Origin of the sequence: Boseongicola aestuarii (assembly GCF_900184815.1) — a bacterium.
In the GTDB taxonomy this organism is placed as follows: domain Bacteria; phylum Pseudomonadota; class Alphaproteobacteria; order Rhodobacterales; family Rhodobacteraceae; genus Boseongicola; species Boseongicola aestuarii.
On the sequence record NZ_FXXQ01000018.1, the window covers coordinates 21,819 to 35,380 of the forward strand.

Here is a 13,562-nt window from a genome sequence, read left to right on the forward strand (position 1 = left end):
GTCTTGAGCTGGTTTGTTCTGACAGTACCTTGTGGATTCACCGCTCCATTCCCATTGAGGTGACATGGCCCTCAGACAAACCGGCTTATGTAATTCTCCAAGCGCTCTTGGCGCCCGGACTTAGGTTCTGGCTGGAGACCGGACCCCGATACCTGTGCATGGATGCTCTCAAAATCACGAGATGCGATATCGCTCGCGTCCCAGCCAGCATATCGCGCCTGTCGTGCGGCTTCGAGACCTCCATCGTCCAGCATCGCCGCGGCTGCCTTCAACCCGCGCGCACACACGTCCATCGCGCCTGCATGCGCAAGGATCAAATCCGCTGGATCAAGCGACTGCCGCCGCAATTTGGCATCGAAGTTCGTCCCACCCGTCGTGAAACCTCCGGCCCGCAAAATCTCGTAATAAGCTAGGGCTACTTCGCGCGGGTTGTCCGGGAACTGATCCGTATCCCAGCCTGACTGGTAATCGTTCCGGTTCATATCAATCGATCCGAAAATTCCCAAAGCCGAGGCAAGCGCGATCTCGTGTTCGAAGCTGTGCCCGGCCAAAATCGCGTGGCCCTGCTCGATATTCACCTGAACTTCGTCTTCAAGACCATATTCTTTCAGGAACCCGTAAACCGTCGCCACATCATAATCGTACTGATGCTTTGTTGGCTCCTGAGGCTTGGGTTCGATCAAAATCGCGCCCTTGAATCCGATCTTGTGCTTATACTCGACAGCCCGCTGCAAGAACGCCCCCGCCTGCGCGCGCTCGCGCTTCAGATCGGTGTTCAGCAAAGTCTCATAGCCCTCACGTCCGCCCCACAAAACATAATTCTCACCGCCTAGCGCCAGAGTAGCGTCCATGCAGCTTTTCACCGTCGCCGCAGCATAGGCATAAATCTCAGGATCGGGATTCGTTGCTGCGCCTGACATGAAACGCCGGTGAGAGAACAAATTCGCCGTTCCCCACAAGAGTTTCACACCAGTCGCTTCCATCTTCGACGCAAAGATATCGGTGATCTCTTTCAGTCGATCTTCGCTTTCTGCAAACGTCGCACCCTCGGGGCGCACATCCGCATCGTGAAAACAAAAATAAGGCGCACCAAGAATCTCGAACATCTCGAACGCCACATCAGCCTTCATCCGCGCACCGGCCATATCATCCGTGAACCATGGCCGTTCAAACGTCTGCCCCCCAAACGGATCGCCGCCGGGCCAGGCAAAGGAATGCCAATAGGCCACCGCAAACCGCAGATGATCCTTCAGGGATTTATCGCCAACCATCTCGTCAGGATTGTAATGCCGAAACGCAAAGTCATTGGGACTGTCCGGCCCCTCATACGCAATTCTGGGGCAATCTTTGAAAAAGTCGGTCATGGAAATTCCTTCAGAAACTTTGCTGCTTTTCGGTGGCTTTCGTGCGCTTCTTTAAACGCGTCAATCAGTGCGGGATCAGGGTCAATCGTGCGTGCAATGGGGGGCTCACTGGCAACCGAGAGATCACCCGTCGCCGCCATCATCCCAAGTCGCGCGGCCCCGAATGCCCCGCCGAGGTCTGCTCCTTCCGGCAGCATCAATGGTACCTCAAGGGCGGTCGCAAGGGCGCGCAACCAATAGTCCGAATGCGTGCCGCCGCCGACTGCCAGAACACGCTCGATCCGTGTGCCCGTCGCCGCGAGAGCGTCCCGGCAATCGGCAAAGGCAAAAGACGTCCCCTCCAGAATGGCGCGCGTCACTGCCTCCTTGTCGGTCGCATGCTCAATCCCAACCAATCCGGCCCGGACTGACGCACTCGCCAAAGGTGTGCGCTCACCGCCGAGATAGGGTAAAAATCGCGCAGTCCCCGGTGCTTGCAAGGGACCAAGTCCGGCGGTCATCGACGCCGCATCCATCTCAAACAGCTTTGCGGCCCAGTTCAAAGCATCGGTACAGGCAAGAATCACGCCCATCTGATGCCAAGTCTCGGGCACTGCATGGCAAAACGTGTGAACTGCCGTCTCAGGGTCCGGCTGATAGCCATCATTGGCTGCAAACAGCACGCCCGAGGTGCCCAAAGAAACAAAAGCCTGCCCAGCCTTTACCACACCCATACCGATCGCCGATGCCGCATTATCGCCGCCGCCACCCGCAACGACGACGCCCTTGGGCAACCCCCATCGTTTCGCCAACTCGTCGCGCAGCGTCCCCGAGACTTCGGACCCCTCGACCAGCCGGGGCATGTCATCACGCGACAATCCCGTCGCGGCCAGCAAATCGTCCGACCAATCCCGCTTGCCGGTATCCAGCCAGCTTGTTCCGGCCGCGTCCGACATTTCGGCCACGTGTTCGCCGGTCAGCCATAGCCGCAGGTAATCCTTCGGCAAAAGAACTTTGCGGATCCTGGCAAAAATAGCAGGTTCATGCTCTCGAACCCAAGCCACTTTCGGAGCCGTGAATCCAGGAAACACGATGTTGCCGGTCACCGCGCGAAACTGCGGATCGTGGTCCATTGCGTCGGCTTCGACATGACTGCGCGTGTCATTCCACAAAATGCAGGGGCGCAGCACCTGATCCGCACCATCCAGCAACGTGGCACCATGCATATGCCCCGAAAGACCAATGCCGCGCACATTGCAAAGCCCGCCACCTTCGCCCAAGGCGCCCAGAACAACTTCGCAAGCCCCAAGCCAATCTGACGGGGCCTGCTCGCTCCACCCACTTTGGGGGCGCGATGTGCTGAGAGGCGCGCTCGCCTCGGCCCGGACAACCTGATTGTCATCAATCAGGATGCCCTTCAGGCCAGACGTGCCAAGATCAAGCCCGACGTACATCTACGCGGCTTGCGCTACGGGCTTTCCAAGAATGATCATCCCGAGAATATCCTCATCCGTGACCTCGTCGACATTGACCGTCCCGACCAGTTTGCCGTTCTTCATTACCGATGCCCGATCACAAAGCTTCATCACGTTATGGATGTCATGCTCGATCAAAAAGATGCCCAGACCCTGCTTTTTGAGCTCTTCAATCAACTCGGCCACCATCTGCGTCTCCTGTGGACCCAAAGCCGCCGTCGGCTCGTCCATGATCAGGATTTTGGCGTTAAAGTAGACCGCGCGCGCAATCGCTACTGATTGGCGCTGACCGCCCGAAAGCGCCGATACCGGCACGTTGAACTTCTGAAAGTTCGGGTTGAGACGGTGCATGATCTTGCGGGTCTCAGCTTCCATCTTGGCTTCGTCCACAAAGCCCATCGAATTCACAATCTCGCGCCCGAGAAATAGATTGGATGCGGCATCAAGATTATCGGCAAGCGCAAGAGTCTGATAAATCGTCTCGATATTTTGCGCCCGAGCATCGCGAGGGTTGTTGATCTCGACTTTCTCACCGTTGATATAAACTTCGCCCGCATCGGCCTGATAGGCCCCTGACAGACATTTGATCAGGGTCGATTTGCCCGCACCGTTGTGCCCCAAAAGGCCGACAACTTCACCCGCATGCAAATCAACGGTGACGTGATCAACGGCTTTGATACCTCCAAATGAGATCGAAACATCGCGCATTTCGACAAGAGGTGTTCCCGTATTGGTCATTTTATTCCCCTTCACTTCGATTTGCTGCGGTAAAGATTGTCGAGATAGACGGCGAAAACCAGAACCATGCCAACAACGATCTGCTGGATTGCTGTGTCAAATCCGATCAGGACCATGCCGGACTGCAAGCTCTGCATCACCAGCGCGCCAAGGATGGCACCGTAGATCGTGCCAACACCGCCAGCCAGGGACGTGCCGCCAATAACGGCCGCTGCGATCACGTAAAGCTCGTCTAGAAGACCAAGCGCATTGGTCGCGGAGTTCAGGCGCGCCGAAGCTACAACGCCGGCCAGACCTGCCAGCATTCCCATCAGCGCGAATATCTTCAAGACCATCCAGCGCGTGTTGATACCCGCAAGTGCTGCCGCCTCCGGGTTGCCGCCGATTGCAAAGACGTATCGCCCAAACCGCGTGCGCGTCATCAGGATGGTCATCAAAATGCCCACGACAATCAGGATCAGAACCGGGATCGCGAAGCCGTGGCTGATAAACAGACCTTCGGCTGGGACTTCGATATCATTGCGCGCCGCCCACTGCCGGATAATCCCTTTTGGCCAGGGATAGGCGTTCACCAATAGAACCGATCCCAAGATCACGCCGCAGCCAAGCGCCCCGAGAAATGTCTCGGCCCACATGGGCCGCAAACGGAAATCATGGCGCCGGCGGTTCTGACGGCCCGAATAAAGCATCCACAAGACTCCCGCACAGGCCAAAAGGCCGACAATCCAGCTCCCGGTTGATCCGATGGCGCCATAGGGCCCGCCACCAAGAAGCGCAAAGGTCTCGTCAACCGGCGAGATCGTCTTGCCGCCCGCTGCGAGAAACGCACAACCGCGCCAGATCAGCAGTCCCCCAAGCGTGACGATAAAGGCCGGGATGCCGCGATACGCTATCAGCCAGCCATGGAATGCACCAATCGTCGCCCCAAGCGTCATGCCGACGATCACCGTGACAATCCAGATCGACCCGTGTCCAAGCCCCAGATACTGTGGCAGAATCTCGACCTGCAAGATGCCCATAACCATCGCCGTCACACCCACAAGCGCTCCGACCGAAAGGTCAATATTGCGGGTGATAATCACCAACACCATCCCCGTCGCCATGATGCCGATAGACGATGTCTGAACCGAAAGGTTCCACAAGTTGCGCGGCGTCAGAAAGAAGCCCTGTCCGTTCACAATAACGCCGTAAAAATGAAATCCGAACCAGATCAGCATCAGTGCGCCAATCATGCCCAAAAGACGGGTGTCGATCTCGGTCGCGCGCAAAAAGCGCCCGACAGGACTTAAGTCCGTGTCGTTGCTTGGAATATCAGTGGTGGTAGGTGGTGTGTCAGCCATAATCTGTCCAGCCTAGGTTGATTGCTTTTCTGGGGCGAGGCGTTGTCATTCGCCTTGGACCAAAGCGATCTCCGGCCCGCGCTGCAACACGACAACAAACTTACTGGAAAATCCCCGGCGTCAGCTTAATCGCTGACGCCGGGGATCATCATGCGATTATTCGCACGCGGCAACGCCCGCCATTGCACCTTCACAAGCCGCCTCTTTCGAGATGTGGCCCGCGTCAATGGCAACGCCCAGCGTTTCGCGTGTGATCGGCGTTGGCTTCAGGAGAATTGCGTTCATTTCGATTCCCTTTTCGCCGCCGTCGAAGATGGACGACCCTTCGATCGCGCTCATCTCAACACCGCTCGCAAGTGCTGCTGCGATTTCGCCAGCAGCTTTGCCAAGCTGACGCGCATCTTTCCAGACCGAAACGGTCTGTGTGCCACGTGCAACGCGGTTGATCGCTGCATGGTCGCCGTCCTGGCCACCCACTGGGATCACAAGACCCTGGGCTGCCAATGCAGCCACAACACCACCGGCCATGCCGTCATTCTGAGACAGAACAGCATCAACGTTGTTGTCGTTCGCTGTCAGAATCTGCTCCATGTTCTTTTGAGCATTTTCAGGCTTCCAACCATCCGAGAATGCTTCGCCGACAATATTGATCTTGCCCGAAGCAACATCGTCACCGATGACTTCCATCATGCCTTCCAAAAGGAACGCAGCGTTCGGATCACCCGGATCGCCCTTGATGATTGCGTAGTTGCCGCCACCCTGAACGCCAACAACTGTTTCAGCGATGATGCTTCCAACGCCTTTGTTGTCGAATGTCAGGTAGAATGTCCGCGCATCTTCGATAAGACGGTCATAGCCGATCATCGGGATGCCTTCGTTTGCGGCGCTTTCGATTGCCGGACCGATAGCGTCTTTGTCCCAGGCGTTGATGATCAAAACATCAGCGCCCTGAGTGATCAGCGCTTCGATGTCTGTCAGCTGCTTTGCCGAAGACGACTGAGCGTCAGCCGAAATGTAAGTATCGCCAGCAGCTTCGATGGCCGCAACCATAGCGGCTTCGTCAATTTTCCAGCGCTCTTCCTGGAAGCTTGCCCAGGAAACACCGATCTTTTTGCCTTCAGCGATAGCCGCCGAAGAAAATCCGGTTGCGGCGATAACCGCCAACAGAATTGCATTACGCATATTGTATCCTCCCAATATTTTTAGTCCCCATCGCGGGGCGCTCGGCGCATTACGCCGGAACCTCCCGAACCTGACAGATTAAATTCATCTGTCAAATTAATAATTCGGAATGCCACAAGAAATGACTGGTCATTCGGCAGTTACTGGATAACATGTCCGAATATCTCGCTCAAACTAGAAAAGACGGGTGTTTTTAAATTCAGCAGGTAAATAAATTGACCGTCGTTGAAGTAATTGAGACCAATTCGGACCGGACAGATTCGCTGGGATGTGGGCCGCTGCGCCCGCCGGGCGCTGCCAATTTTCTCCCTCTGCGTCAGCAGATTTTCGAATATGTCCGCGCCGCAGGTCTCATTGCCCGAGTCGCTGTCGCCAAAGACCTTGCGATCAGTCCGGGATCAGTTACCGCACTCACCGCTGAACTCATCGACGAAGGCTATATCCACGAGTCCGCAGCCCCCCGACGCGACGCCGACAGCGGCCGTGGCCGCCCGCCCGTGGCGCTTGGCGTAAATCCAACCGCCGGTTATGTCGCCGGGATCAAACTCTCGGATCAAGCCCATGCCGCCGTCATACTGGACTTTGCAGGCAACCGGATTGCCGAAGCTGTCATCCCCAGAAAAGTCTTCCACCAGAGCTTTTCTCAAACCGTCGACGCTTCTGAGGAAGTCCTGCGGGTGGCGCTGGCACAAACGCAACTGAAGCTTACCGATCTGAACTGCGTGGGACTTGGTCTTCCCGGTGTGATCGACAACGAAACCGGCGTCGTGCCCTGGTCGCCACTGGTGTCCGAACGCGACTTCCCGATGCGTGCGGCCCTTCGCGAACGCATCGGCCGCCCCGTGGAAATCGACAACGATGCCAACCTCGTGACTCTCGCCGAAATGTGGTTCGGCGCGGCCCGCTCACTGTCGGATTTCGTCGTCGTCACGATCGAACACGGCGTTGGTATGGGACTCGTACTAAACCACCGCCTTTATCGAGGCGCACAGGGGCTTGGCACGGAAATCGGCCACACAAAGGTCCAACTCGACGGAGCCCTGTGCCGCTGCGGCCAGCGCGGCTGCCTTGAAGCATACGTCGCTGACTATGCGCTTGTACGCGAAGCCTCTACCGCGCTGAACTGGGATCGCCAACGCGCGACCGAACCGCATATCATGCTCGAAAGTCTCTATGATCACGCCAAAGCCGGGAATGCGGGGGCGCAGGCCATTTTCCACCGTGCAGGACGCTATCTTGCACTGGGTCTCGCCAATGTGGTGAACCTTTTTGACCCCTCGCTTATTTTGCTTTCAGGGGAGCGCATGCGTTACGACTACCTCTATGCCGAAGAAGTCCTGAGCGAGATGGCAAACCTCACCCTTCTGTCCGGACACACACCGCCAAAAGTCGAAATCCACGCATGGGGAGACCTGCTCTGGGCGCAGGGCGCGGCAGCCCTTGCCCTCGAATCCGCGACACACACCGCAATCTCGGGCAGCGCGTGATGATTTTGCGTTTGGCCCTTTTCGCAACGACACTGTCGCTCGCCGCGCAAGCCGCGCAAGCCGCGGACCCGCAATTCGCCGACATGTCCGAAACACTCCCGGGCGCGCACATTTATGACGGCAACTGGGAATACTACGTCGGCGGTGGCGTCGCGGTGTTTGACTGCAATGGCGACAATCGCCCTGACATCTTCGCAGCCGGAGGCGAAAACCCTGCATCCCTCTGGATCAACCAAATCACCCCTGACGACTGGGCCTTCGCCTCCGCCGACATCGAGCCGATCACCGCCGCAACCGGAGCCTACCCCTTAGACATCGACAGCGACGGCCTCCTCGACCTTATGGTCTTGCGCGTCGATGAAAACCGTCTCCTGCGTGGCACCGGCGACTGCAAGTTCAGCGATTTCGAGGCCTCTCTTGGCTTCACGACTGACGACCGCTGGTCCACTGCGTTTACCGCAACATGGGAAGGCGACAACGCCTTGCCTACCCTTGCCATCGGCAACTACGTCGACCGCGCAGACCCCAAGGGTCCGTTCGAGGCCTGCGACGACAATCAACTCTACCGCCCCAACGGCGAAACTTATGACACGGCACTGCACCTGACCCCCAGTTTTTGCGCGCTGTCGATGCTGTTTTCAGACTGGCAACGCAACGGTCAAGCCGATCTGCGCGTCTCCAACGACCGTCACTATTATGTTCGCGGTGGCTCGGAACAGATGTGGGACATGGAGAGCTTGCGCGCGCTCGGCCCGGACGACGGCTGGGCCGCGATCTCAATCTGGGGCATGGGCATTGCCAGCCACGACATTACTGGCGACGCGCGCCCCGACATTGTGCTGACCTCCATGGGCGACCAACTCATACAACTCACAACGCCTAACGGCTATGAAGCCGCGCCCTTCAGCATCGGCGCCTACGCCCATCGCCCCTTCATCGGAGACGATGGCCGCCCCTCAACCGGCTGGCACGCGCAATTCGGCGACATAAATAACGACACCCGCGCGGACCTCTTCATCGCCAAAGGCAATGTCGATCAAATGCCCGGCAATGCGATGAAAGACCCGAACAACTTGCTGATCCAAAACCCCGATAGAACTTTTCGCGAAACAGCTGACATTGCTGGCATCGCAACCACAGAACGCTCCAGAGGCGGCGCCCTCGCTGACTTCGACCGCGACGGCCGGCTTGATCTCGTCGTCGTAAATCGCCGTGCGCCCATCGAACTCTATCGCAACATAACCACCGGCACCGGTAATTGGGTCGGTGTCACGCTGAACCAACCCGCTCCCAACACTTTTGCCATCGCAAGCTGGATCGAACTGCGCACACAAGACGGCTCTGTTGCGGTTCAAGAAGTCACAATCGGCGGCGGACACGCGGGTGGGCAACACGGCCCGGCCCATTTCGGCCTCGGGCCTTCAGAAACCGCCGAACTCCGCGTTATCTGGCCGGACGGAACCGCATCCGATTGGACGCAGATCCCGATCAATCAATACCTGAGTATTGCGCGCGACGAGGCCACAACCCTCACCTTCCACTAGCGGTCAATCGGCAGTCCACTTGGTACTGCGTCCGGAATGCCGAGCCGCCCCGTCAAGGCGACCGGGTCCGTCAAACTCTCCAGAAACGCCAGCAACTTTGCCTGTTCCTCAGTCGACAATGCCACTGCGGGGACCGTCACCGCCCCTGAAATTGCCGCCGCCTCGCCTGGATCATCCAGCGCCTTCCAATCAACCACACCCGGCAATTCGACCAAAGTCACCTGACTGCGGTCAAAACCACCAACGGCTCCAGTGGGGTCCACATGCGCCGCCAGGAACTCGCCAAGGCTTACATAAGCTCCGCTATGCCCATAAGGCGCTGTTTTCACGACATTCCTCAGACTTGGCGTGCGAAACGCATAGGCATCCTCTGCCCGTCCCGTTACCCGCATCCGACCCTCGTCCTTTGCGTGGGTTTCAAACCGCGCCGCCTTGCCCGGACCGATTTGCGGCACCCCCATCGCATGAAATCCATGATCCGTTTGGAACACCCCGGAATGACATGCCGAACAGCCCGCCGCGCCGTAAAACAACTCCATCCCGTCCAGCGCAGCGCCTTCCAACGCCTGCTCGCCGCGCAAATGCTTATCAAACGGACTGTCATCGGAGCGCCATTCGAACTCAACAAACGCGGCAATCGCGTTGGAGATATCCGTAAAGGCAATCTCGCGCCCATCCGCAATCTCCGGGTAAACCGCCCGGAATTCCTCGGCATATAATTCGATGTCCGCCACGCGTTTCGAAATAATATCCCATGCTCCACCCGGCCCGGTGATAATGCCGCGACGTACGGCCTGCGAAACATCATTCTCACTGTAGTGCCCGGCCATCTCGTCGCCGCTCAGAACAGGAAACATCGTTTGTGCCGACAAAACAGAATTGAATCCCACGAGCATATCGTCATCTAGAGGCGTGCGCAGACCTGACGCCCGGTTTGCATCCACCTCAATCCGCCCGTCATGAAACAGCGTGGTGAATTCCCGCGCGCCCAAATTGAATAACGACGGTGAATTGCGCGGAATACGCTGCTCCGGCAAGTTTTCGGGATCTGGTTTGCGTTCCGGACCCAATCCGATACCGCCTTCGCCCAAACCAAGCGCCAGACCATCAGACGTTGCAAATCGCGGATGGTGGCAGCTTCCACAGGCGATATTGCCATTCCCGGACAAGATCGGATCCCAGAACAACAACTGCCCCAGTCTGGCCTCGTCCAGATTGACCGGGAGATAGGCATCCTCTCTTACCGGCTGCGGGATGTCAGCCAGTACTGGAAATGCCGTACACAAAACAAAAATCGGCGCAAAAAGGGTAGATTTTTTCATGACACTCTTGGCGGCGTAAACCGCGTAGCCCTTTTGTTTAACTTCATGTTCCGCTTCGACTTTTCCAACTCGACAACAGTATCTTAAGTTAAGACCTAGCTTGTCCACGAACAACTCTCCGTGTGATTTGTCTACCCGAAAAGTGATTACCGCATTTGGCTGAGGCATTCCATGGACGCCGACAGACTCGCTTGCTCCGCCATATGAGTGTCTGCTTCTCGGCCAACTCTGCGAACAAGGCGCAAACATAGAGGTCTTCCGCTTTCCTCCAATGTTGTCATCATGCCTTACGGCCACACCGCTCTTAGCCGTCCTCGATGTTTCGGAGCCTGAGTGACCAATTTGCCTGGTTCTCCGTCGTATTCCTCATAGTGAGAGCTATCTTTAGCGGCCTTTGACAAGATGAGCTGGTCCAGCGTTAGCTCTGACACGGCTCGACGCAGCCGGCTATTCTCCTTTTGAAGTCGCTTTAGTTCTTTCAGATGGTCGGTACCCATGCCAATTGAGGCTTAGGTAGTGTTTTCGTTTTTCTGAAAAGATTGCGCAGGCAAGGACCTAACTTGAGTGACCGGCGCATTGCCCGGCATTCCCAGTTCACATGTCCAAATCTAGTAGCTTGACCTCCAAATACCTATGAAATAGGACTGTTTTTTGTTGAGCGGGCGTTGTGTAGTGGTAAGACCTTAGCCTTCCAAACAAATGTTCGTGTTTTCCATGTCGTATCATGTCATTCCATCTCTTTATTTTTATTGACTTAATTTGTCATCTGGCTTCCTGTCGTGTCATACCTTTTCCGATCAATACCGACAAAAAGCCTACAAAATGCCAAAGCTCACCGAAACCTATGCCAAGAAGCTCTCGCACTCTGATAGCGGGACGCAGAAGCATTGGGACAACGAGATTAAAGGGTTGGTGCTCTTCGTCGGCAAGCGGTCGAAGACATGGTATTTTCAAAAGGACGTCGGCGGTCAGACTAAGCGCGTCTTGATTGGGCGGTTTCCAATCATCTCCGCGCAGGCAGCCCGCCAGACGGCAATGGGTTTGGCATTGGAGATGGGCCGTGGGGCAGGGAAGGTGGCCCAAGTCGGGGCGCCGACTTTGGATACCGCAATGCAAAGCTATTTGGCACGCCCGAAGCTGCGATCAGATCAATATCGACATAGTGTGCGTGCCTATATGGAAGGTCAGCTGAAGGACTGGCTGAGACTGCCGTTGGACGAGATCAGCAAATCTATGGTTGTGCGCCGCCACCAACAGTTGGCCGTAAACCCGTCCACAGCAAATCACGCGCTGCGATACTTTCGGTCAATCTATAACCACGCCCGCCGAACATACGACTTGCCGGAATGCCCGACGATGGCGATCGAGTGGTATGAAGAGAAGCCGGATGGCAGGATCATTGAGGACTTGGTTGAATGGCGAAGATCAGTCGATGCGTTGCACAATCCAATCCACAAGGTCTTCTACGAATTTCTTCTGTTCACGGGTTTGCGGAAAGGGGAGGCGTTCACCCTTGAATGGAAGCATGTCTTTGAAGATCGCATCCATCTTCCGGTAACCAAGAACGGTCGCAGTTTTGATCTCCCCATCCTGCAAGCGCATCACGAGATCCTCGCCCCTTTAAAATCGCTCAGCCGGAAGTGGGTGTTTCCGTCTCCGAAGTCAGCCAAGGGACACATCACCGGCCCGCAGAAGATGAAGTGGAGCCCCCACACCCATCGAAGGACGTTTGCCACGGTCGCGATGGAAGCGGGAGTTCTTGAGGAAGTGGTGGGACGGCTATTGAACCACACACCACTCTCCATCACTGGGCAGAGGTATACGCGACCGTCTCTGGATGCGCTCAGACCGCCAATGGAGGCCGTTTGCACTGAGTTGGTGGCAAGACAAAAGAAGTGAGCCCTATTTCTTGGCCGGCGTGATCCGCACGCACACCACAGCCGGGGCTCCCAGGTTCAGATAGTTTTCCCCGAAATATGTCAGGGCTGCTGCGCTCTCACCTTCTTTCCGTGATCTCCATGGACGTATTTGATTCGAAATATCGACGTTCCCGGGGCCCAGCCCTTGAGTTTTGACTGACCAAATCTGGATGTTAGGTTCCAAAACTCGTCAAAATGCCGTAGAGTAAAAAATAAAATAGATTCAACGCCTTGTTGAAAGCTCTTCATAAGCTGCTGGTTTTGCTTATGTTTGATTTCTCCAAAATCATCTTTTCACACTGGGTGTGAATAACTATCTGATAACAAACAGAAATCTGTTTGTACAAAACGTGCCTTCTTTGTATTTATTACTTAGACCGCTTGAAGGAGGCACCTCGAGATGCAGTGCGATAACACCGTGAATTTGCAGACCGGCCAAGCAGATAATATGCGCCCGGCGCAAGCTGCTCACTACACCGGTCTATCTGAGTCAACCTTGGCCAAGTTGCGTATGCGCCATAACCGTGCCGATGGCCCAAACTACCTTAAAATCTCTGGTTGCGTCATCTATCGCCGTAGCGATCTTGACAGTTGGATGGATCGGTTCGCCGTTCGTATCGAGCAATGAGCCGTCTGGCTGTCTCTGTCGGAGATGCTGGAACGTCCGACACAGTGTTAAACCGCAATATGTGGGCCTACGTTTGGCATACAACCAGGGCGCATTGCCAACAGCGCCCCCGCATCAGGATCATTGTGCCGCCGAGCCGCCTGGTGAACGGTAGCGAGGCCAACGCGATCACGCGGTATATGGCCCGCACCTTGGCCGATGACCCGAAAAAAGTTAACGAGATACCCGATCTTGTCAGCTTCCGGCCGAACCAGATCATGTACCTGCCCTTGATCTCGAAGGGCCAGGACTACCTGCACGGCGCGAACTTTGACGCGCCGTTGCTAGACCCGGACGAGTTCCTGGCCGCTCACTCTGGCTGGAACGACTATACCAAGCTGCCCTGCCAGAAAGATGAAGACAGCGCCGAGAACACCACCGGCAAGACTGCGTGGGAGACCCGACCGAGAAGTCGGGCATCATTGGAGCGTTCTGCCGGGCCTACGGGGTCGAGGAGGCGATCCTAAACACACGAAACTAGCTCACGTACCTAATTCGATGCCATCAGGCACCGAACAAACCCGCTCGTGTTCTACGAACGCGCA

Annotated in this window: 10 protein-coding genes and 1 pseudogene; 4 read left to right on the plus strand and 7 right to left on the minus strand. The window is 56.4% G+C overall.

What is annotated here, in order from left to right; genetic code table 11:
* Positions 1–71: 71 nt before the first annotated feature.
* The 5 genes from xylA to BOA8489_RS18105 form a co-directional block, all read right to left on the minus strand.
* Positions 72–1,364 (minus strand): xylose isomerase, encoded by a 1,293-nt coding sequence (xylA, locus tag BOA8489_RS18085; protein WP_093975715.1) that lies wholly within the window; start codon positions 1,362–1,364, stop codon positions 72–74.
* The gene (gene xylB, locus BOA8489_RS18090; RefSeq protein ID WP_093975716.1) at positions 1,361–2,797 is read right to left on the minus strand and encodes a xylulokinase; all 1,437 of its coding nucleotides are present in this window, start codon (positions 2,795–2,797) and stop codon (positions 1,361–1,363) included. The genes xylA and xylB overlap by 4 nt, the downstream gene beginning before the upstream one ends.
* Complete coding sequence (locus tag BOA8489_RS18095; RefSeq protein WP_093975717.1) at positions 2,798–3,556, minus strand: ATP-binding cassette domain-containing protein; 759 nt, start codon at positions 3,554–3,556, stop codon at positions 2,798–2,800.
* 11 nt (positions 3,557–3,567) lie between these two features.
* A complete protein-coding gene (locus BOA8489_RS18100) occupies positions 3,568–4,896 on the minus strand; it encodes a sugar ABC transporter permease (protein ID WP_093975718.1) in 1,329 nt (442 codons plus the stop codon).
* A gap of 156 nt (positions 4,897–5,052) precedes the next feature.
* Positions 5,053–6,078: a substrate-binding domain-containing protein gene (locus BOA8489_RS18105; protein ID WP_093975719.1), complete on the minus strand. Its 1,026-nt coding sequence runs from the start codon at positions 6,076–6,078 to the stop codon at positions 5,053–5,055.
* 215 nt (positions 6,079–6,293) lie between these two features.
* Between BOA8489_RS18105 and BOA8489_RS18110 the strand changes: the two genes are divergently transcribed.
* Both BOA8489_RS18110 and BOA8489_RS18115 read left to right on the plus strand, forming a co-directional pair.
* Entirely contained in the window at positions 6,294–7,565 is a 1,272-nt protein-coding gene (locus tag BOA8489_RS18110) for an ROK family protein (RefSeq protein WP_245813966.1), read from the plus strand.
* Positions 7,565–9,109, plus strand: coding sequence for a CRTAC1 family protein (locus BOA8489_RS18115; protein ID WP_093975720.1), 1,545 nt, complete (start codon positions 7,565–7,567; stop codon positions 9,107–9,109). The genes BOA8489_RS18110 and BOA8489_RS18115 overlap by 1 nt, the downstream gene beginning before the upstream one ends.
* Here BOA8489_RS18115 and BOA8489_RS18120 read toward each other — a convergent pair.
* Positions 9,106–10,431, minus strand: coding sequence for a cytochrome-c peroxidase (locus BOA8489_RS18120; RefSeq protein ID WP_093975721.1), 1,326 nt, complete (start codon positions 10,429–10,431; stop codon positions 9,106–9,108). The two genes, BOA8489_RS18115 and BOA8489_RS18120, sit on opposite strands and share 4 nt — an antisense overlap.
* A gap of 383 nt (positions 10,432–10,814) precedes the next feature.
* Positions 10,815–10,931, minus strand: a pseudogene (locus BOA8489_RS20255) (IS3 family transposase); the annotation flags it as partial.
* A gap of 322 nt (positions 10,932–11,253) precedes the next feature.
* Between BOA8489_RS20255 and BOA8489_RS18130 the strand changes: the two are divergent.
* Positions 11,254–12,330, plus strand: coding sequence for a site-specific integrase (locus BOA8489_RS18130; protein ID WP_093975723.1), 1,077 nt, complete (start codon positions 11,254–11,256; stop codon positions 12,328–12,330).
* A 644-nt stretch (positions 12,331–12,974) separates the two neighbouring features.
* On the plus strand, positions 12,975–13,484 hold the full coding sequence (locus tag BOA8489_RS18145; protein WP_093975726.1) for a hypothetical protein: 510 nt from the start codon (positions 12,975–12,977) through the stop codon (positions 13,482–13,484).
* Positions 13,485–13,562 lie beyond the last annotated feature (78 nt).